This window comes from Nonomuraea aridisoli (genome assembly GCF_003236395.1).
GTDB classification, from domain to species: Bacteria; Actinomycetota; Actinomycetes; order Streptosporangiales; family Streptosporangiaceae; genus Nonomuraea; species Nonomuraea aridisoli.
Genome location: NZ_POUD01000045.1, coordinates 23,493 through 43,404, shown reverse-complemented (window position 1 = coordinate 43,404; position 19,912 = coordinate 23,493). Strand labels below are relative to the sequence as shown.

Genomic DNA, 19,912 nt, shown 5'->3' with positions numbered 1-19,912 from the left:
CCGCTGGGGGTCGCCGGCTGGGTGCTGACCTGCACGCTGGCGGGCGAGACGCTCGCCGGCGTCACGGACCGCCCCGAATTATCGGACAAAGCGTGGCTGATGGCGGCAATCCCCAAGGGGAATGCGACGATCCCACCCAGAACCGCAATGCGTCGCAGAATGTTCATGGTCTTAGTGTCGGGCCCGATGCGGTGCGTGGAGATGAGTCGCGGATGAAAAATCTTTAATGTTCATTCCGGCCTGGCGAACCGCACTCTTGACCTGGCGCGTGCGTGATTCGGCCGGGTCCGGAACAGCCTGTAAGGGGCGTTATAGCCGTTGACGGGTGATGTATTGCCCTTTGACAGGCCAGGTCATAGCGTGGTGCGCACCCCCAGGAGGAACGATGAAGTTCAGCTACGTGATGTTGCCCGACTACCCCCTGCGTGACTCCCTCGCCTCCATCAAGCTGGCCGACGAGCTGGGCTTCCACGCCTGCTACGCGGCCGACGAGACCTGGCACAAGGATCTGTGGCTGCTGTTCGCCGCCGCGTCGCTGCAGACCGAGAGGATCAGGTTCGGGCCCAGCGTCTCCTCCGTGGTGCTGCGCGAGCCGTCGCTGATCGCGCAGGCGGCGGCGACCCTCGACGAGCTCAGCGGCGGCCGCGCCGAGGTCGTGTTGTCCAGCGGCAACTTCGGGCTGCTGGCGCAGTACGCCATCGACTGGACCACCACCAAACCGCTGTCCAGGGTCAAGGAGGCCGCCCACGTCGTACGCACGCTGCTCGACGAAGGGGCGATCACGTACGAGGGCGAGTTCTTCACCTACGACGGGCTGTTCACCTTCGCCCGCCCGGTGCAGGAGCGGGTGCCGGTGAAGCTGGGCGCGATGCGCGGCCCGAAGTCCTTCCAGGCGGCCGGCGAGCTGTCCGACGGCGTCCACCACGCGCTCAGCTACACCCGCGAGGCCTACGACTACGCGGTGCGCAACTTCCGGATCGGCGCCGAGGGGGCGGGCAAGGACTGGGCGTCGATGGACATCGGCGCCTGGGTGGTCTTCGCGACCGGGCCCGACTCCGCCGTGGCGAAGGAGGCGGCGCGCAGCATGGTCGGCCTGTACGCGTCCTCGATGCCCGCGGAGCAGCTGGAACGCAACGGGGTCGAGCCGTCGGCGATGAAGCCCGTCGTGGACGCCCTCGGTGCCGGCGATCTCGGCAGGGCGATCGAGCTGACCCCGCCCGAGCTGGGCGAGCGCCTGTCGATCGCCGGGACGCCCGAGGAGTGCGTGGAGAAGATCAAGCGGGAGATCGAGCCCGCCGGCGTCAACCACATGATCCTGGCCGTCACCGACGCGACGCTGGTCAAGCAGTTCATGGGCCGGGAGCTGCCCGAGGTCGCCGACGTGGACACCCAGCTCAGGCTGATCCACGACCAGATCATGCCGGCCTTCGGACCGTGATCCGGGGCGGCGGAAACGTGACGTGACGTACCACCGCCGCGCAGATCTCTTGCCCCCTGCGCCGGCTTGGCCGGCACCGCGCATGATGATCGCGTGGGTGTGCCCCAGGGGCCCCCGCCCCACCGCTCCCTCGGAGCGGTCCTCGCCGCGATCGCGCGCGGTGGCGGTCGAGGGCCAGGAGCACGGCGGCATCGCGCAGGGGCTCGGGCTCGCCGTGATGGAGGAGATCAGGCTGCGCGTCGGCCGCATCCTCAACCCGTCGTTCACCGGCTGCCGCCCTCGACCGGATCCCGATGGCGCCGGAGGCCGTCGCGCGCGCCGTCCTGGAAACCTGACCTACAGCCCGGGCATCAGCCGGCCGTTGCGGAACAGGTCCACGAACAGCTGGTGGTCGGCCCGGGCGCGGGCGCCGTAGGCGTGGGCGAAGTCCACCAGCAGCTGGACGAACCCGGCCTGGTCGTGGCCGATCACCGCGGCGATGGCGTCCTCGGTGGAGAAGTCGACCAGGTCGTGGCCGGACTCGTCGTCGGCGACCGCGTGCATGCGGGCCACCGCGACGCCGAGGTAGCGCACCACGGAGGCGAACTCCTCCGGCTCGTTGACGTCGTCCCAGTCCAGGTCCGCCGCGTACGGCGAGACCTCGGCGACGAGCTGGCCCACGCCGTTCAGCTCGGTGTGGCCGAGCCACGGGTCGGCGTACGCCTGCAGCGCCCGCTGCGACTCGGCCGTGCGGTGGCCCTGGTGGCGGAAGTACGACCGCACCCGCTCGTCGTCGATGTGCCGGGCCACCGCGGGCGTCTGGGCCTGCTTCATGTACAGGATGACGTCGTTCTCCAGCGCCTGCGTGTGGCCCTCCAGCAGCAGGTTGTACGACGGCAGCCCCGCCGAGCCGATCCCCACCCCGGTGCGCAGCGCGATGTCCTTGATCTCGTACTCGATGCCGGAGACCTCAGGCAGCGTGCCGAGGTAGCCCTCGAAGGCCGCCTCGACCAGGCGCCGGGTGGGCTCGTCGACCGGGTAGCGGCCCTCCATCACGCCGAAGCGGCGGTCGAAGTTCTCGATCGTGGTCTCCAGGTCGAGCAGCGCGACCCGGGTGTTGAGCCGCGCCCGCTGCAGCACGCGGTGCAGCACCCCGCTGGTGGTCGCCAGCGTGAGCGAGCCGATCACGTCGTCGCCGCCCAGCACGATCCCCGCCAGCTCGATCAGGTACGCCTGGGCGAACTCGCGCACCAGGGCGGTGATGGCGTCGTCGGACAACGCCTTGGCGTAGCCGATCAGCGCCAGGCTGGCCACCAGCCGCTTGAGGTCCCACACGTACGGGCCGACGTAGGCCTCGTCGAAGTCGTTGACGTTGAAGACCAGCTCGCCGGAGGCGTTCATGTACGTGCCGAAGTTCTCGGCGTGCAGGTCGCCGTGGATCCACACCCGGCTGGTCTTCGCGTCCAGGTAGGCGTCGTCGGCGAACGGGCCGGTCAGGTCGGCGTAGAACACGCACGCGCTGCCGCGGTAGAACGCGAACGGCGAGGCCGCCATCTTGCGGAACTTGCGCCGGAACGCCGCCGGGTCACGCTCGATGGACGGCCCGAACTCCGCCATGAGCACATCGAGAATGTGTTGGGAACGAACCACGAATGTCCCTTATAGCGGAACATCCGTTTTGTCCCGACGGCGCCTGCCCCTCAAGCCCGTTTGGACGGGCGTTCCGTCACGCCCAGGTGACGGGCAGCGAGTGGACCCCGAAGATCAGCATCTCGTTGCGCAGCGGCACCTGCTCCGCCGGGACGGTCAGCCGCAGATCGGGCATCCGGGTCACCAGCTCGCCCAGGCCGACCTGCATCTCCACCCGGGCCAGCTGCTGGCCGAGGCACTGGTGCACGCCGTGCCCGAAGGCCAGGTGGGAGGTGCGGGGCCGGCGCACGTCCAGCCGGTCGGGCTCGCTCCAGTGGCGGGGGTCGCGGTTGACCTCGGGCGTCGCGATGATCACGGTGGCGCCCGCGGGGATCTCCACCTCGCCGACCGTCACGGTCTCGGTCGCCACCCGGCTGACGCCCATCTGGATGATGGACAGGTAACGCAGCAGCTCCTCGATCGCGTTGTCGAGCAGGGCGGGGTCGTCGCGCAGCGCGGCGAGCTGGTCGGGGTGCTCCAGCAGCGCGAACATGCCGAGCCCCAGCATGTTGGCCGTGGTCTCGTGGCCGGCGCCGAGCAGCACGAGCGCCATGTCGACCAGCTGGGAGTCGGTCAGCGGCGGGTCGGCGTCGTGGACGAGCCCGGAGAGCATGTCGTCGCCCGGCTCGGCCCGCTTGGCCGCCACCAGCTCCTGGATGAAGCCGTACAGCTCCAGGCCGGCGCGCGCCCGCTCGTCGTCGCCGCTGGTGGAGTCGAGCGCGACGCGGGTGTTCTCCTGGAAGCGGCCGCGGTCGGCGTAGTCGACGCCGAGCATCTCGCAGATCACCAGCGAGGGGATCGGCAGCGCGTACGCGGGCACGAGGTCGGCCTCGGTGCCCGCCGCCCGCATCGCCTCGATGTGCTCCACGGCGATCTCGCGGATGTGCGACTCCAGCGCCTTCATCCGCCGGACGGTGAACTGGCCGGTCAGCAGGCGCCGCAGGCGCGTGTGCTCCGGCGGGTCCATGAAGACGAACATCCCGTCGGTGCGGCTGTCCACTTCCGGCGCCGCACGGCCCCCGGCGGCCAGCTGCTCGACCTCGTGCGCCTGCAGCTGGGTGGCGTCGGGGTGGCGCACGCGGTCGGAGCTGAAGCGCAGGTCGCTCAGCACCGCCCTGGCCTCCTCCAGCCCGGTGACCAGCCAGGTCGAGGCGCCGTTGGCCAGCTTCAGCGGCTGCACCGCCCCCTTGCCCCGCCGCTCCCGCAACCCGGCCGGCGGATCGAACGGACACCCGCCCCGCTCCACCATGTCCGCCGGCAACAGCCGCCGCATCGCGGTGGGGGATTCGGTCGTCGTGCGCTGCTCACCGGAAGCCGTCATCGCCACATCCTCTTCCACAGGCCATTGGTCGCCGACCACACTACCCAATCGTGCACATTGGGCAAACATGCATGTCGTGCATGTTTGTGCTCAGTCCGTGGAGACGACGCACTTGACGAATCCCGCCGGCCGGTCGGCGAGGTAGCCGAAGCCGCGGTCCACGTCGTCGAGGGAGACGGTGTGGGTGATCAGGGGTTCGAGGGTGAGCCGGCGGTCGGCCATCAGCCGCAGCCCCTCGCGCAGCGCCGCCATGGTCCGCCGGCGCTCGCCGCTGAACCCGTTGACGATGGTCACTCCGCGGTACCACAGCTCGACGTCCAGCTCCCGGGGGCCGTCGTGGTGGTAGCCGGCCACGCAGAGCGTGCCGTGCCGGGTCACCAGGTCGCCCGCCAGCTTGAGGCCGGCGGCCTTGCCGGTGAACTCGACCACCACGTCGAAGCCCCCGGCGAGCCCGGCCGCCTCCTCCGGCGTGCACACCTCCCCGGCCCCCAGCGCCAGGGCCAGGTCCCGTACGTGGGGCAGTGGATCGACGCCGACCAGCCGGACGGGTCCCGCCTCGGCCGCCGCCTGCACCGCGATGAGCCCCATGAAGCCGAGCCCGACCACGGCGATCCGCTGCCCGGAGGCGATCGGGCAGCGGGACAGCGCCTCGACGACGCAGGCGAGCGGCTCCCCGAGGGCCGCCACGGCCGGCACGTTGGCCGGCACCGGCAGCAGTGCCGCGGCGGGGGTGTTCACCACGTCGGCGAAGGCGGGCGAGGCGAAGCCGGTCACCCGGTCGCCCGCCGACCAGCCGTACACCCCGGGCCCGACCGCCTCGATCTCGCCGCTCAGCTCGTGTCCCAGCCGCACGGGCGCACCCTCGTGGCGGGCCCACGCGGGAGCCTCCGAGGAGCAGATCCCGGAGGCCAGGGTCCGTACCCGTACCTCACCGGCCCCCGGCGGCGTGTCGGCGGCCTCGACGATCTCCGAGTGACCGGCCGAGACCACTTGCGCGTATCGCACGCGTCCTCCTCAACTCATGCCGCCAGGCGGCGGGCCAGTTCGACCGCCCCGGCGACCGGCGGCTCACGCAGCAACGTCGCGGTCACCCCCGGCAGCAGGGACGCCAGCTCCTCCTCGAACGCCGTGAACAACGACGGCTGACCGGCGATCACGCCGCCCGCCGCGACCACGGCGTCGGTCTCCGCGCCTCGCCGGGCCAGCCGGGCCACCAGGTCCGCCAGTGCCGCGCCGCCCCTGCGGATGACCTCGGCCGCCGGCTCGGAGCCCTCGGCCGCGGCGGCGAAGACCGCGGGCGCGTGCTCGGCCCACGTCTCCACCCCGCCGTCCCAGCTCATCGCGGCGGCCAGCTCGGGCAGGCCGGAGACGCCGTAGGAGCGCAGCAGGGCCCGCCCGAGCGCTTCCAGCGGCGCGCCGTCGTCGGCCCGGGCGAGGACCGCGCGGGCCGCGTCGCGTACGAGCGCCGAGCCGGAGCCCTCGTCGCCGAGCACCCACCCCCAGCCGCCGGCCGACAGATGGGCCCCGGTCTCGCGGTGCCTGCCCACGGCGATCGAGCCGGTGCCCACGACCAGCCCGATCCCCGCGCTCAGCCCCGCCGCGGGGACGAGCAGCTGGGCGTCGTTGACCACCGAGGCCGGCAGTCCGAGGGACGTCTCCAGCTCGCGTCCCAGCCGGTGGCACTGCTCGGGCGTCTCGCAGCCGTGCGCCCCGGCCACCACCCGCACCACCTCGTCGCCGGGGCGGGGCAGGGCCGCCACCCGCTCTGCCAGCCAGGTGGCGGCGGCGGGCATCGACCGGGTCTGCCAGCCGGTGCTCGGCACCGTACGGTCGGCGACGACCTCGCCGGCGGCCAGGTCGAGCAGCCGCATCCGCGTCTTCGTGCCGCCGACGTCGACGCCGACCACGACCCGGTTCATCAGACCGGTTCCTCGATCTTGGTGTCGCTGTTGTGGAAGACGAAGTCCTCGATCTCCACCCCCCGCGCCTGCGCCAGCGAGCCCGCCAGGCGCTGCAGCACGGCGGCGGCGAGCACGACGCGCACGGGCAGGGAGGCCGTGGCCGGGATCGGCACCACGTGCAGGTGCTCGGTGGGGGAGAGGTCGGCCGAGGTCACGCAGAGGGTGTGGTGACGGGCGGCGGCCAGGCTCCCGGCCAGCTCCAGCTCCCGGCCGTCGCCGATGACGACGTGCAGGGTGTCCCCGGCCGACTCCATCTCGCCGTGCAGGTAGTTGCGGGTGACCAGCGCGGAGGCGGGCACCCGGCACACCTCGCGCAGCAGCAGCGCGCCGGACTCGGAGACGGCGCGGAAGGCCCCGGAGGAGACGACGTCGGCGGCCGCCACGCCGGCGGCCCGGCGGGCCACCTCGTCCACCACCGGAGCCAGTGCCGACTCGTGCCGCTCCAGCACGGCGCCGATCCCGTCCCATTCGCGGGCGGCCTCGGCCGCCGCCGCCCCGAGCAGCGTGCGAGCGATCATGGCGAGCGCGACGAGGGTGCCGGTGTAGCCGATGGTGGAGGCGTAGCTGTCGGGCTCGTTGCCGAGGTCGACGCAGTGGTCGACGGCCTGGCTGAGCAGCGAGGGCACGACGTTCACCACCGCCGCCCGGCGGCCGTCCGGCATCAGGGACAACGACTCGAGGGTCTCCGTGCTGCGTCCGGACTGTGAGACGGCGAGCATCAGATCGGCGTCGGTGAGGGCGAGACCAGGGCCCAGTTCGCCGGCCAGCTCCCTGCGGGCGAGGATCCCGCCTTCGGCGAGGAGTCCGACCGGCAGGGTCAGGGCCGCGTAACTGGCCCCGATGCCGACGAACACCGGCCGTTCGGCCGAGGCGAGCACTCCGCCGAGCGCGGGGAGCTGAGCCGCGACCCTGGCCGCGATCCGCTCCAGCGCTGCCGGCTGGCGCGCTCGTCCTTCCAGGTAGGGGATTCTCACCCCGGTCATAGTGTGGGTTTCCTCTCGGGGGCGTACCAGCAAGAAATCACTTAAATCAACCTTAAGACCACATAATACCAGAGAAGGCCATAGGGGACCGTTGGCGGTTGGTGGGAGGTGGCCGACGTCAGGAGCCGCGCACGAACGACGTGCGCAGCCGGTAGCGGTCGCCGCGGTAGGTGATGGTCGAGACCAGCACGACGCGGTCCGCGGCGTCCATCATGGTCTGGGTCATGATCAGGACGGGATCGCCCGGCTTGAGCTCCAGCGGCTCGGCGAGATCCTCCGGGCAGCCCCTGGCCTCGATGGTGGACTCGGCCACGACCGGTTCCGCGCCTGCCGCCGCCAGCTCCTCCAGCAGCGACGCGCGGGTGAAGTCGACGGAGGAGAGCCCGGGCACGAGATTGCCCGCGACGCGGGAGGAGTCGACCGCGATCGGCACGCCGTCGAGCATGCGCACCCGCTCCAGCAGGAAGAGGTCGGCCCCGGCCGCCACGCCGAACTCGTCCGCCTCGTCCAGCGACGCCTGCTTGATCTCGGCGCGCAGCACCCGCGACGTCGGCGCCAGGCCCTTGCGGCGGGCCGTCTCGGTGAAGGACTCCAGGGAGTTGGGCCACTCGCGATCGGAACGGGCGGCGACGTACCACCCGCGACCGTGCGAGGACCGCATGACACCGCGCTCGACCAGGTGCTGCAGGGCGCGACGGAGCGTCACCCGGCTGATGCCGAGCTGGTTGCACAGCTCCCGCTCGGCGGGCAACCGGCTGCCGGCGGGAAGGGCGCCCTCGCGCACCTGACGCTCGATCAGCTCGGCCGCCTGCGCCCACAAGGGCTCGGGATTCTCCGGCGCGATGAGAGGCCTCTGAGGCGACGTGTTCACCGCGTCCATGTCTTTCCCTGTCCCCAGCTTCTGTTTCCTCGACGAACCTAGCGGCATTCTCGCCCTGGACCCGTGCCGGATACCATTATCCATCACAATCTCCGGCAAGACGGTCGAAGGCCGCGTCCAGCTCCGCGTCGACCTGCTGCCGGGACGGATCCGCGTCGAACCATCGGAGAATCTCCCGGGCTCCCCTCTCGAATGGCACCTGTGCCGAGAAACCCGGGACGAGCCGCTTGATTTTGGAATTGTCATAAATCATCGAGTGCCGGAAATCCTCCTGCAGAACGGTGCCCATCCAGGCGATTTCCCGGCCGATGTCCGAGCTGGACCGGTGCACGATCCTCGGTTCCACGCCGGCGGCCCTGGCCAGACAGTGGTGAATCCCGTCCCAGGTGAGCGGCTCGTCAGAGGTGATGTGCACGCTTTCTCCCACGGCGGCGCGGCGGGCGACGACACCGGCCAGCCCCGCGGCGAAGTCGCTCGCGTGGGTGAGGTTCCACAACGAGGTGCCGTCGCCGTGGACGACCGCCGGTTTGCCCCGCCGCCAGCGGTCGATCACCGTCCAGCCGGCCAGCGTGGGGAACACCGTCTCGTCGTAGACGTGCGCCGCCCGCACGATCGTCGCGGGGAATCCCTCGTAGCGGAAGGCCCGCTCGAGCTCCTCCTCGCAGCGCAGCTTCTGCGCCGGGTAGTCGAAATTCCCCGCGCGCCGGGCCGACGACTCCGTGACCGGCAGGTCCGGCACCGGACGGGCGTACACCGAGCCGGTCGAGACGAACACGTACTGCCCGGTGCGGCCGGCGTACCTGGCCACGTCCGCGGTGATGTCGGCGGGGACGTAGCCGACGAAGTTGACGACCGCGTCGAAGGTCTCGTCCCCCAGCGCGGCGCGCATGGACGCGTCGTCGTGCACGTCGGCGGTCAGCCGGCGCACACCCTCCGGCAGCGGCCGCAGGGTGGTGCGGCCCCTGGTCAGGACGGTGACGTCGAAGCCCTCGGAGGCGAACCGGCGCGCGCAGGCTGCGCTGATCACCCCTGTGCCCCCGAGCATGAGCACCCGGGGCCCGCTCACGACGCACCCCCGGTGTCCACGGGCCGGCGGCCGGTCGCGAGGCCGGCGCCGACGAGGAAGTCGTAGCAGGCGCGCAGCAGCGCGTACATGTCCTGGTGGGAGCGGTCGGCCTCGACGATGGACCACCTGACCGCCGGGTTGGCCCGCGCGACGGCCGCCACGTCGACCGTGCCCTCGCCGAAGGGCACCATGTAGTCGTCCATGCCGGTGGCGGGACCGTCCTTGAGGTGCGTGAACTCCAGCCGGTCGCCGAGCCCGGCGGCCACCGGCACGGGGTCCAGCCCCGCCACGGCCACCCAGTACGTGTCCAGCTCGACGACCACCGCGGGATCCAGCTCGGCGAGCAGGACGTCGTAGGCCCGGCGGCCGCCGAAGACGTTGACGAACTCGGCGAAGTGGTTGTGGTAGGCGATCCGCATGCCGCGCGCCGCCGCGTTGGCCGCCGCCCGGTTGATCCGCCGGGCCCCCGCCACCACGCCGTCGAGCGTGCCGAACTCCTCCGGCTCCAGGCTCCACACCAGCGTCTCGACGCCCAGCTCCTGGCAGGCGTCCAGGACGGCCGGGGCGTCCTCGCCGGACGGGAACGGGACGTGCATGCTGCACACGCCGAGGCCCAGCCGGTCCAGGGCGGCCCGCACGGCCGACGGCGCGTGGCCGTACAGGCTGATGGGCTCGACCGCGGTGTAGCCGATCTCCGCGACGCGTTCCAGCACGCCGAGCAGGTCCTTGGCGGCGTCCTCGTGCAGCGACCAGAGCTGGGCGGCGACCGGCGGCACGATCTGATCGCTCATGCCGCGCCCCCGATGAAGCGTGCGTTGCCCAGCGGCCAGCGGGTGGACCAGGAGCCGATGACGTCGTCGCCGACGCCCGCCGCCCACAGGGTGGCCTGCCGGACGAGCTGGCGGAACCAGGGGTTGCCCCAGGCCCGCGCGTCGTGGCCGAGGGAGGTGTAGCAGACCCGGCCCGCGCCGTGCTCGCGCACGTAGGCGACCGGCTCGGTGCCCTCTCCCGCGCGGCGCTCCGCCAGCACCTGGACGTCCGGCGCATACTCCAGCACGTAGTACTCGTCGTCGATGGCGAAGTCGTCCAGGTATCGGGTCACGGGGTGGCCCTCACGCACGGACACCTCGATCCGGCCCTCCGACCCCGCGTCGCCGTGGGAGACGTAGCGCGACCCGACCAGCTCGTACGCCGCCCGGTCGGCGTCCAGGCCGCCCGGACCGAAGCCGAACAGGTTGCTCGCGTGCACCGCGACGAGCCCCTTGCCCGCGGCCACGAGGGCCGACAACGCCTCCTGCTGCACGGGGTCGAAGGTGACCGACGAGCGGTACAGCACGTAGACGTCCGCCTCGGCCGTGGCCGGCATCGGGTCGACGAACCGGTCGAGGCCGACGGCGCGCGCCGCGGGCAGCCCGCCCTCGATCACGATCTCCTGCAGGGCCAGCGCCGCGCCGAGCAGGTCGTGGTGGAGGTCGGTGCCCTCGACGACGACCAGCGCCGAGGGCCCGTTCCTGAGTTTCATTCCGGATGACTCCTTTCCGCGAGTCAGCGGGCTTCGGCGTACTCCCTGGCCATCTGGTCGCCGCCGCCGGCCTTCCACTTCCGGACCGCGGAGGTCAGGCCGGAGGCGGGCTCGCGGCCGAGGAACACCGCGACGATCGCGTCCTGCATCTGCTTCTCCAGGGCGGCGCCCTTGGTGTTGAAGGTCTGCGAGTACAGGTGCGCGGCCGGGTTGTCCAGCAGGGTCGAGACGACCTTCTGCTGCCAGTCGTAGTTCAGCTTGTCCACGCCCGGCGCGCCCTGCGGGTTGCACAGCACCTGAGGGCCGCCCGCGATGTAGGCCAGGCCGAGGTCCTGCTCGCGCTGCCCGCGGGTGGTCAGCACGGCCACGCCGTCCTTGACCGTGTAGTCCTCGCCTTCGACGCCGTAGTTGATCACGAACGACTCCCTGGAGCCGAACGGGGCCGCGATGTAGTCGAGGACCTTGAGGAACATGTCGATCCTCTTCTTGTCGGTCGTCTTCTTGATCATCGTGATCGCGTAGGCGCCGTTGCCGGTCCAGTGCACGGCGTCACCGCCGTCCTTGCCGAACGGCAGCATGATGTCGAAGACGAGGTTCCTGTCGTCGGCGACGATGCCGAACGCCCGGTTGCCGTCGTGCACCATGGCGAGCTTGCCCGACCGGAAGAGCGCGTCCCGCTGCGTCTTGTTGCCGATCAGGGTGGCCGTGTCCGGGTGGAAGACGCCGCTCTTGTACAGCGCGGCCAGCTCGGCGATGGCCGGGACGAACGCCTCGTGCTCGTACGCGGAGACGAACGTGCCGTCGCTCTTGCGCGTCCACTTGTTGGGGACGCCGAACATCATCATCAGGAAGTCGGCGATGTTGCCGCCGAAGGCGTACACCCCTGCCTTGGGGTCGGTGACCGCCTTGGCCAGGTCACGGAACTCCTGGAGGTTCTTCGGCTTCGGGTTGGCGCCGACCGCCTCGATCACGTCCGTCTTGGTGTAGATCTGCGTGGTGAAGATGGGGTCGGAGCGCGGGACGCCGTAGATCCGGCCGTTGAGGTAGCCGTTGAGCCAGCCCGCCTCCTGGATGCCCGCCAGGTTCGGGTACTTCTTCACGGCGTCGCCGGACAGGAACTCGCTCAGGTCGGTGAACTGCGCCTCGGCGAGCTGCGGCAGGCGGGAGATGTTCTGGAAGATCGGCACGGAGACGAACTCCGGCAGGTCGTCGCCGGCGACCAGCGCGGGGAACTTCGTCTGGAAGTCGGCGAAGGGCACCTGCAGCGGCTTGACGTTGAGGTTGAGCTCCTTGTTCAGCAGCTGCCAGTAGACGTTCTCGTTCAGCGGCGGGGCCGGCTGGCCGTACGTCATGATCATGACGTTGAAGTCGCCGCCGTCGCCGATCGGCCCGGTCACCGTCTTCGGGCCGTCCATGGGGAAGGACTCGTAGACGTCCATGACGCCCTGGGCGTTGCCCTCGTACAGCGGCTTGGGCTTGTTCGGCGGCACGTACGCGGGCATCGGCGCCGTCTGGCCGCCGCCGGCCGGGCCGCCGCCCGTGCTCCCGCCGGAAGAGCCGGAGCCGCACGCGGCGAGCACTCCGCTGACGGGCACGAGCGCCGCGGCCAGACCCGTGTTCCGCAGCAGCGATCTGCGGGTGAGCCCCTCGCCGGGGATTCTGCTAGCCATGATGTTCTTCCTTTACGGTGATCCGTTAACCCTTGATGGCCCCGGTGAGCATTCCCTTGGACATGTGCTTGGTCAGGAAGGGATAGACGCACAGGATGGGCAGCGTGGCGATCGCCACGAGCGCCATCTGCACGGACTGCGCGGGGGGCGCCACGTATCCGGGAATGGCCTGCGCATTGCTGGTGACGTTGTTCTCCAGCACGAACGTGCGCATGACGAGCTGGAGCGGCCACATCTCCGTGTCGTTCAAATACAGCAGCGGGCCGAAATAGTTGTTCCAGTAGCCGACCGCGATGAAAAGGCCCACGACCGCGACGACCGCTTTGGAATTGGGCAGCACGACGGACCGGAGAATGCGCCATTCGCCCGCCCCGTCCATGCGCGCCGCGTCGAACAGCTCGTGCGGTATCGCCTGGATGAAACCGCGGACGATGACGATGTTGAACGCGCTCACCGCGGTGGGGATGATCAGCGACCAGTACGTGTTGAGCATGCCCAGCTGCTTGACCATCAGATAGACCGGGATCATGCCCGGCGCGAACAGCAGCGTGAAGAGCACGAACGACAGCAGGCCGCGCTGGAAGAGCGACTGCCTGCGGCTCAGGCCGTAGGCCGCCAGCACGGTGCAGGCGAGACTGAAGGCGGTGCCGACCGCCGTCACGCCCACGCTGATCACGATCGAACGCGAGACCTGCGTGCCGTTGAAGATCTGTTTGTAGGCCTCGAACGAGATCTCCGTGGGCCAGATGACGTAGCCGCCGTTGGCGTCGATCTGCTGCTTGGTGGCCAGGCTGGTGGAGATCACGACGAGGAAGGGGAAGATGACCACCGCGCAGATGAGCACGAGCGCGAGGGCCTTCAGGGCGACGGCGATCGGCTTGGGCTTGCCCAGCCATACGGGACGGGAGTTCATCGCCGGTAGACACCCTCCTCTCCGAGCCGGTGGGCGAGCTTGTTGGCGGCGAGCACGAGCAGGAGGCTGACGACGCCCTTGAGCAGGCCGGCCGCCGTCGCGGTGCCCCAGCTCCCGTCGACCACCCCGTTGAAGTAGGTGAAGGTGTCCAGCACCTCGGCCGCTCCGGGGCCGACCGCGTCCCGCTGGAGCAGGATCTGCTCGAAGCCGACGGTCAGGGCGTCGCCGAGCCGCAGGATCAGCATCAGCACGATGATCGGCCGCATCCCGGGCAGTGTGACGTGCCAGAACCGCTGCCAGGCGCCCGCGCCGTCGATGGTGGCGGCCTCGTACAGGCCGGGGTTGATGGCCGCGATGGCGGCCAGGAAGATGATCGTCCCCCAGCCCGCGTCCTTCCAGATGGCCTGCGTGGTGAGCAGCAGCTTGAAGGTGTCCGGGTTGGACATGATCTCGAGCGGCGTCAGCCCGTGCGTGATGAGGAAGCGGTTCAGCACGCCGTTCCCGCCGAGGATCTGCTGGAACAGCGCGACGATGATCACCCACGACAGGAAGTGCGGCAGGTAGATCACCGACTGGACGAACCTCTTGGCCAGCGGCATCGCGACCGTGTTCAGCAGGACCGCCAGCACGATCGGCACCGGGAAGAAGAGCACGATCTGCAGGAAGGTGATCTGCGCGGTGTTCCACAGCGCGTTCCAGAACGCCGTGTCGGAGAAGAGCGAGCTGAAGTTGGCCCAGCCCACCCACTCCGACCCCGTGAATCCGAGGAAGGGGACGTAGTCCATGAACGCGATGACGCTGCCCAGCAACGGGATGTAGGTGAAGAGCAGCAGGATGATCACGGCGGGCGCGACCATGACGAGCAGCGGCGAGTCGCGCCAGAGGCGGCTCAGGAAGGGCATTTTCCGCTGGGCGGAGAGCTTGTTCTCGGGTGGTGGGTTCACTCGAGGCAGGGTCTGGTTGACCGCCATGATCACCTCTTCATGGGCCGGGCTACCGCGGAAAACGTCCCCGACCAGGGCGAAATACCAGTGAAGTACCGGGAAGATACCACTTGCACCAAAGTAAGACAACCAGTACCTTCGCCCGGTATAAGCAGTTATTTCGTTTGATGGGGTGAACGTGCGGTGAATGGGTGGTCCTCCTTGCTTCCGCGCCCGGTGACGGTCGAGCCACACCCCGGAATATGCCGTTTAACTGCGGAAATGCCGCTCACGGTGGAGGGTTCGCAGGAGGTGGCGTCGCTCGCCCGCCGGTTCCTGGCTGGTCTTCGACCGGGCCCGTCCACGGCCGGCGGCGAGCCAGGTAATACCACTGAGACCACACGGTTCTCCGTACGCGTCGGTGAGGGGATGCCGACCGGCGGCTACGCCCTGCGGATCGCGGAGCGAGGGGTCACCGTCGAGGCGAGCGATGTCGAAGGCGTGTCCGGCGCCCTGGCCACGCTGCGCCAGCTCCTTCCGGTGCAGATCTGGCGCAGCGCGGGCGCGCCGCCCGGCGGCTGGACCGTGCCGTGCGGCAGGGTCGCCGACGCCCCCGCGTACGGCTGGCGCGGCGCGATGCTCGACGTGGCCCGGCACTTCTTCCCGAAGAGCACCGTGCTGCGCTACGTCGACCTGCTGGCCGCCCACCGCTACAACCGGCTGCACCTGCACCTGTCGGACGACCAGGGCTGGCGGGTCGAGAGCCGCATCCACCCGCGCCTGCACGAGGTCGGCGCCTGGCGGCCCTCCACCCGGCTCGGCCCCGACGGCGTGCCGGACGGAACCCCGCACGGCGGTTACTACACCCTCGAGGACCTCGCCGAGATCTCGGCCTACGCGCGTTCCCACGGCATCGTCCTGGTGCCGGAGATCGACCTGCCCGGGCACACGTCCGCGTTGCGCGCGGCCTACCCCGAGCTCGGCCGCCCGGGAGAGGAGCAGGCCGTCCTGGACACCGTCTGGGCGGGCGGCTCGTCGATCAGCCCGACGGAGCCGGTCGTGTCCTTCCTGCGGGACGTGCTCGGCGAGATCCTCGACGCGACGGGCGCGCCGTACGTCCATCTCGGCGGGGACGAGTGCGACATGAGCTGGTGGGCGGAGGACCCGGCGATCGCGGCGGAGATGGCGGCGCACGGCTACACCGAGCCGCGCCAGATGCACGGCCACTTCCTGCGCGAGCTCGGCCGTTTCCTGGCCGGTCGCGGGGTGCGCATGGTGGTGTGGGACGAGGCCTTCGTCACCGGCGGCGTGCTGCCCGACACGATCGTCATGGCCTGGCGCGGCCACGAGGTGGCCGAGCGCGCCGCGCGGACCCACGACGTGGTCCGCGCCCCGCTGTTCCCCACTTACTTCAACTTCGACCAGTCGGACCTGCCGGAGGAGCGGCGTTCCGAAGGCGGCCCGATCACCCTGGCCGACGTGGCCGCCTTCGCCCCGGCTCCGCCCGGATGGCCGGACGAGCGGCGCTCGCGGGTGCTCGGCGGCCAGTGGCAGGTGTGGAGCGAGTGGGTGCCCCACCAGCGGCACCTCGACTACCTGGCCTTCCCCCGCGCGTGCGCCCTCGCCGAGGTGCTGTGGCGCGGTGGCATCGACCACCTCGACGAGTTCGAGGGCCGCCTGCGGACGCATCTGGCCCGGCTGGACGCCCTCGGCGTGGAATATCGTCCGCTCGGCGGGCCCCGGCCCTGGCAGACCGGTGGCACCGGTGTCTGGCGGCGCTCCGGCCCCGGGCGGATCGAGGAGACCAAGAAGTGGGTCGAGTCGATCTCTCGCGAGCCCTGACCCATCACCGATCCAGGAGTGCACAACCGATGACACAGAAGTTCCTCTGGGGCGTGGCCACCTCGTCGTACCAGATCGAGGGGGCCGTGGACGAGGACGGGCGCACCCCGTCCATCTGGGACACCTTCTGCGCCACCCCGGGCGCCGTGTCCGGGGGCGACACCGGCGCGGTCGCCTGCGACCACTACCACCGCATGCCGCAGGACGTCGCGCTCATGAAGGAGCTGGGGGTGGACGTCTACCGGTTCTCGCTGGCCTGGCCGCGCATCCAGCCCGGCGGAAAGGGCCCGGGCAACCCGGCGGGGATCGCCTTCTACGACCGCCTGGTGGACGAGCTGCTCGCGGCCGGCATCCTGCCGTGGATCACCCTGTACCACTGGGACCTGCCCCAGGAGCTGGAGGACGCCGGCGGCTGGCCGGCCCGTGACACCGCCCACCGATTCGCCGACTACGCCGCGATCGCCTACGACGCGCTCGGCGACCGGGTCGACCAGTGGACCACCATGAACGAGCCGTGGTGCTCGGCCATGCTCGGCTACGTCCACGGCCAGCACGCGCCCGGCCGCAAGGACGCCCGCGCCGGCATGGCCGCCGTCCACCACCTGCTGCTCGGGCACGGCCTGGCCACGAAGGTCATCCGCGACCGGGCGGCCGCCGCCGGCCGCGCCGACGCGCTGGAGGTCGGCATCACGCTCAACCTGTCGCACAAGATCCCCGCCAGTGACTCGCCCGCAGACCTGGCCGCGGCCCGCTGGGACGACGGCATGAGCAACCGGCTCTACCTCGACCCGCTGCTGCGCGGACGCTACCCCGACGACATCGCGGGCAAGCTGGCCGAGCTGGGGTGCCCGCTCCCCGTGCGGGAGGGCGACCTGGAGCTGATCGGTCAGCCGGTCGACGTGCTCGGGGTCAACTACTACACCTCCCGGGTCGTACGCGCCGCGCCGACCGGCGACAACGGCTGGCCGGCGTCCACCACGGTCGCGCGCGACGTCGAGCGCACTGCGATGGACTGGGAGGTCACCCCCGAGACGCTCACCGACCTGCTGCTGCGCCTGGAGCGCGACTATCCGGGGACCGTCTGGTACATCACGGAGAACGGCGCCGCCTACCCCGACGTGGCCGACGAGCACGGCTACGTGGACGACGCCGATCGTGAGCGCTACCTGCGCACCCACATCGACGCCGCGCTCGCGGCCCGGGCGCGGGGCGTCGACCTGCGGGGCTATTTCGCCTGGTCGCTGCTGGACAACTTCGAGTGGGCCTACGGCTACGACCGCAGGTTCGGCATCGTCCGGGTGGACTACGAGACGCAGGAGCGCATCCCGAAGCGCTCGGCCCGCTACTACGCCGAGCGCATCGCGGCCGAGAAGGCGGCCCGGTGATCAGCGTCCTGACGAGCCACCTCGGCTACAACTCGGCCGGGTCGAAGAAGGCCGTGGTGCTCGCCCGCGGACCCGCGGAGGTCCGGTCGGCGTGCCTGGTCGCCGCCGACGGCGCCCGGACCGAGCTGAGCCCCGGCCCGCTCCACCGGGTCGACGGGTGGTCGCTCGGCCGCTTCGCCCGGCTGGACTTCGGCCACGTGCGGGCCGCGGGCACCTACCACGTGGAGGTCGACGGCGTCCGCTCGGCGCCGTTCGAGGTGGCCGAGCGCCGCGTCCACCACCAGACGCTCTCCGACGTCCTGTACTACTTCAAGGCCGTGCGCTCCAGCGGCGAGATCGACCGCAAGGACCGGCACGCCCGCTTCTACCTCGACGACTCCGGGCGCACGGTCGACGCCCGCGGCGGCTGGCTCGACGCCTCCGGCGACCACAGCAAGTTCCTCAGCCACCTCAACTACACCCGGATGATGAACCCCCAGCAGACCCCGCTGTGCGCGTGGGCCTTCCTGGCCGCCCGCGACCACCTGCGCGGGACGCACCCGGAGCTGTCCCGCGCGCTCGGCGCCAGGATGCGCGACGAAGGGCTCTACGGCGCGGACTTCCTGGTGCGCTTCCAGTCGGAGGAGGGGTACTTCTACACGGCCGTCTTCGACGCCCTCACCAAGAAGCTCGACGAACGGGTGATCAACGCGCCGCTGCAGGACAGCGTGCGCACCACCCGCTGGCAGGCCGCCTACCGCCAGGGCGGCGGCATGGCCATCGCCGCCCTGGCCAGGGCCGCCGTCCAGGACGACCACGGCGACTTCGCGCCGGAGGACTACTTCGCCGCGGCCCACCGGGGTTTCACACATCTGGAACGGCACAACGCCGACTACCTCTACGACGGGCACGAGTCCGTCATCGACGACTACTGCGCCCTGATGGCCGCCACCGAACTCGCCCACGCCGCCCGGCACGGCTTCGGCGCGGAGCACCTGCCCGGGTTCGCGGCGGCGGCCGAGCGCCGGGCCGCCTCACTGGCCGCCCGGTACACCGACTCCGGGCGGGGGTTCGGCCACCTGCGGGGCGACGTGGAGGACCGGCCGTTCTTCCACGCGGCCGAGCCCGGGCTGCCGGCGGTGGCGCTCATGCGCTTCGCCGAGGTGCTCCCGGCGTCCCAGGAGGCGGGACGGGCCCGCGACCTGGCCCTCACCCTGCTCCGGGACGCGGTCACCATGACCGACGAGGTGCACAACCCTTTCGGCTACCCCCGCCAGTACACCCAGCCGCTCGGCGCACCGCCCAGGACGAGCTTCTTCTACCCGCACGACAACGAGACCGGCTACTGGTGGCAGGGGGAGAACGCGGGCATCAGCTCGACCGCGTACGCCGCGCTGCTCGCCGCCGGGCTGCCCGGCTGCCCGCCCGGCCTGCGCGACCGGCTGCACGTGCTGGCCGAGGACCAGGTGCAGTGGATCACCGGGCTCAACCCGTTCGACGCGTCCATGCTCCAGGGGCGGGGCCGGAACAACGTGGAGTACTCCACGGCCTTCCAGAACGTTCCCGGTGGCATCCTGAACGGGATCACCAGCGGTGTCGACGACGAGCACGACATCGCGTTCATGCCGCCGGAGCATCGTGCCGGCGGCGAGTCGTGGAGGTGGGCCGAGCAGTGGATTCCGCACAGCGCCTGGTTCCTGCTGGCGGTCTCGGTGATGCGGTGATACGTCCCTTCGAGCCGTTCGACCTGGCCGGGATGTACCGCGTGTGCCTGGAGACGGGCGACTCCGGTCGGGACGCCACCCCGTTGTACCGGGACCCCGAGCTGCTCGGGCACGTCTACGCCGGGCCGTACCCGCTCGCCGATCCCGGGCTCACCTGGGTCGCGTACGACGACCAGGGGCTGCTGGGATACGTCGTCGCCACCGCCGACACGGCGGCCTTCGAGCAGTGGCTGGAGGAGGCGTGGTGGCCGGGGTTGCGGGCCCGGTATCCCCGGCGGCTCGCCGCCGACCCGGGCGACGGCACGCAGGACTGGCGGCGCGTCGCCCACCTGCACGATCCGCCGCCCACCCCGGCGGACGTGCTCCACGCCCATCCCGCTCACCTGCACATCGATCTCCTGCCCCGAGGCCAGGGCGCGGGGCTGGGACGCCGCCTCATGACGACCCTGATCGACGCCCTGCGCGCCCGGGGCGTGCCCGGCCTGCACCTCGGCGTCGGCAGCGGCAATCCCCGGGCCTTCGCCTTCTACCTGGCCATGGGCTTCCAGGAGGCGCGGCGCGCCCCATGGGGCTCCACGATGAAGATGGACCTGCGCGGCTGAGCCGCTGCCCCGAAGAGAACGCCACGACCCCGGGG

At 71.0% G+C, this 19,912-nt stretch carries 18 protein-coding genes; 6 read left to right on the top strand and 12 right to left on the bottom strand.

Translation table 11 applies throughout. The features are described 5' to 3' along the window. The first annotated feature begins 385 nt into the window (after positions 1–385). Both C1J01_RS13695 and C1J01_RS53735 read left to right on the top strand, forming a co-directional pair. Positions 386–1,438 (top strand): LLM class flavin-dependent oxidoreductase, encoded by a 1,053-nt coding sequence (locus tag C1J01_RS13695; RefSeq protein WP_111179330.1) that lies wholly within the window; start codon positions 386–388, stop codon positions 1,436–1,438. Between the two features lie 82 nt (positions 1,439–1,520). Further along, the gene (locus C1J01_RS53735; RefSeq protein WP_111179329.1) at positions 1,521–1,853 is read left to right on the top strand and encodes a molybdopterin cofactor-binding domain-containing protein; all 333 of its coding nucleotides are present in this window, start codon (positions 1,521–1,523) and stop codon (positions 1,851–1,853) included. Here C1J01_RS53735 and C1J01_RS13685 read toward each other — a convergent pair. The 12 genes from C1J01_RS13685 to C1J01_RS13630 all read right to left on the bottom strand — a co-directional run bounded on the left by C1J01_RS13685 (position 1,775) and on the right by C1J01_RS13630 (position 14,366). After that, positions 1,775–3,067, bottom strand: a complete 1,293-nt coding sequence (locus tag C1J01_RS13685) for a DUF2252 domain-containing protein (protein WP_235854423.1) — start codon at positions 3,065–3,067, stop codon at positions 1,775–1,777. The genes C1J01_RS53735 and C1J01_RS13685 overlap by 79 nt on opposite strands. Before the next feature lie 76 nt (positions 3,068–3,143). After that, positions 3,144–4,427, bottom strand: coding sequence for a cytochrome P450 (locus C1J01_RS13680; protein ID WP_235854422.1), 1,284 nt, complete (start codon positions 4,425–4,427; stop codon positions 3,144–3,146). A gap of 90 nt (positions 4,428–4,517) precedes the next feature. Next, positions 4,518–5,432: an alcohol dehydrogenase catalytic domain-containing protein gene (locus C1J01_RS13675; RefSeq protein WP_111179327.1), complete on the bottom strand. Its 915-nt coding sequence runs from the start codon at positions 5,430–5,432 to the stop codon at positions 4,518–4,520. Between the two features lie 14 nt (positions 5,433–5,446). After that, the gene (locus C1J01_RS13670) at positions 5,447–6,346 is read right to left on the bottom strand and encodes an N-acetylglucosamine kinase (protein WP_111179326.1); all 900 of its coding nucleotides are present in this window, start codon (positions 6,344–6,346) and stop codon (positions 5,447–5,449) included. After that, positions 6,346–7,362 (bottom strand): SIS domain-containing protein, encoded by a 1,017-nt coding sequence (locus C1J01_RS13665; protein ID WP_220039901.1) that lies wholly within the window; start codon positions 7,360–7,362, stop codon positions 6,346–6,348. Before C1J01_RS13665 ends, C1J01_RS13670 begins: the two co-directional genes overlap by 1 nt. A 127-nt stretch (positions 7,363–7,489) precedes the next feature. Then, positions 7,490–8,251, bottom strand: a complete 762-nt coding sequence (locus C1J01_RS13660; protein WP_111179324.1) for a GntR family transcriptional regulator — start codon at positions 8,249–8,251, stop codon at positions 7,490–7,492. Positions 8,252–8,327: 76 nt separating this feature from the next. Then, positions 8,328–9,317, bottom strand: coding sequence for an NAD-dependent epimerase/dehydratase family protein (locus tag C1J01_RS13655; protein ID WP_220039900.1), 990 nt, complete (start codon positions 9,315–9,317; stop codon positions 8,328–8,330). After that, a complete protein-coding gene (locus tag C1J01_RS13650) occupies positions 9,314–10,108 on the bottom strand; it encodes a sugar phosphate isomerase/epimerase family protein (protein WP_111179323.1) in 795 nt (264 codons plus the stop codon). Before C1J01_RS13650 ends, C1J01_RS13655 begins: the two co-directional genes overlap by 4 nt. Beyond that, positions 10,105–10,839: a ThuA domain-containing protein gene (locus tag C1J01_RS13645; RefSeq protein ID WP_111179322.1), complete on the bottom strand. Its 735-nt coding sequence runs from the start codon at positions 10,837–10,839 to the stop codon at positions 10,105–10,107. The genes C1J01_RS13650 and C1J01_RS13645 overlap by 4 nt, the downstream gene beginning before the upstream one ends. Positions 10,840–10,862: 23 nt before the next feature. After that, positions 10,863–12,509, bottom strand: coding sequence for a type 2 periplasmic-binding domain-containing protein (locus C1J01_RS13640; RefSeq protein WP_111179321.1), 1,647 nt, complete (start codon positions 12,507–12,509; stop codon positions 10,863–10,865). Between the two features lie 25 nt (positions 12,510–12,534). Then, on the bottom strand, positions 12,535–13,422 hold the full coding sequence (locus tag C1J01_RS13635; RefSeq protein ID WP_111179320.1) for a carbohydrate ABC transporter permease: 888 nt from the start codon (positions 13,420–13,422) through the stop codon (positions 12,535–12,537). Beyond that, positions 13,419–14,366, bottom strand: a complete 948-nt coding sequence (locus C1J01_RS13630; protein WP_235854421.1) for an ABC transporter permease — start codon at positions 14,364–14,366, stop codon at positions 13,419–13,421. The genes C1J01_RS13635 and C1J01_RS13630 overlap by 4 nt, the downstream gene beginning before the upstream one ends. 183 nt (positions 14,367–14,549) lie before the next feature. Here C1J01_RS13630 and C1J01_RS13625 point away from each other — a divergent pair, with 183 nt between their 5' ends. The 4 genes from C1J01_RS13625 to C1J01_RS13610 are packed head-to-tail and all read left to right on the top strand — an operon-like array spanning position 14,550 to position 19,877. Further along, positions 14,550–16,187: a beta-N-acetylhexosaminidase gene (locus tag C1J01_RS13625; protein WP_111179319.1), complete on the top strand. Its 1,638-nt coding sequence runs from the start codon at positions 14,550–14,552 to the stop codon at positions 16,185–16,187. A 29-nt stretch (positions 16,188–16,216) separates the two neighbouring features. Further along, entirely contained in the window at positions 16,217–17,572 is a 1,356-nt protein-coding gene (locus C1J01_RS13620; RefSeq protein ID WP_111179318.1) for a GH1 family beta-glucosidase, read from the top strand. Then, positions 17,569–19,275 carry a glycoside hydrolase family 9 protein gene (locus C1J01_RS13615; protein WP_111179317.1) on the top strand — a complete coding sequence of 569 codons (1,707 nt, stop codon included), beginning with the start codon at positions 17,569–17,571 and terminating at the stop codon, positions 19,273–19,275. Before C1J01_RS13620 ends, C1J01_RS13615 begins: the two co-directional genes overlap by 4 nt. Further along, the gene (locus tag C1J01_RS13610; protein WP_220039899.1) at positions 19,272–19,877 is read left to right on the top strand and encodes a GNAT family N-acetyltransferase; all 606 of its coding nucleotides are present in this window, start codon (positions 19,272–19,274) and stop codon (positions 19,875–19,877) included. The genes C1J01_RS13615 and C1J01_RS13610 overlap by 4 nt, the downstream gene beginning before the upstream one ends. Positions 19,878–19,912 lie beyond the last annotated feature (35 nt).

What these genes read in the sequence shown, in the direction of transcription:
- C1J01_RS13695 (WP_111179330.1), top strand. Translation starts at nt 386, where the DNA reads ATGAAGTTCAGCTACGTGATGTTGCCCGACTACCCCCTGCGTGACTCC.
- C1J01_RS53735 (WP_111179329.1), top strand. Translation starts at nt 1,521, where the DNA reads ATGATGATCGCGTGGGTGTGCCCCAGGGGCCCCCGCCCCACCGCTCCC.
- C1J01_RS13680 (WP_235854422.1), bottom strand. Translation starts at nt 4,427, where the DNA reads ATGACGGCTTCCGGTGAGCAGCGCACGACGACCGAATCCCCCACCGCG.
- C1J01_RS13670 (WP_111179326.1), bottom strand. Translation starts at nt 6,346, where the DNA reads ATGAACCGGGTCGTGGTCGGCGTCGACGTCGGCGGCACGAAGACGCGG.
- C1J01_RS13660 (WP_111179324.1), bottom strand. Translation starts at nt 8,251, where the DNA reads ATGGACGCGGTGAACACGTCGCCTCAGAGGCCTCTCATCGCGCCGGAG.
- C1J01_RS13650 (WP_111179323.1), bottom strand. Translation starts at nt 10,108, where the DNA reads ATGAGCGATCAGATCGTGCCGCCGGTCGCCGCCCAGCTCTGGTCGCTG.
- C1J01_RS13645 (WP_111179322.1), bottom strand. Translation starts at nt 10,839, where the DNA reads ATGAAACTCAGGAACGGGCCCTCGGCGCTGGTCGTCGTCGAGGGCACC.
- C1J01_RS13640 (WP_111179321.1), bottom strand. Translation starts at nt 12,509, where the DNA reads ATGGCTAGCAGAATCCCCGGCGAGGGGCTCACCCGCAGATCGCTGCTG.
- C1J01_RS13635 (WP_111179320.1), bottom strand. Translation starts at nt 13,422, where the DNA reads ATGAACTCCCGTCCCGTATGGCTGGGCAAGCCCAAGCCGATCGCCGTC.
- C1J01_RS13620 (WP_111179318.1), top strand. Translation starts at nt 16,217, where the DNA reads ATGACACAGAAGTTCCTCTGGGGCGTGGCCACCTCGTCGTACCAGATC.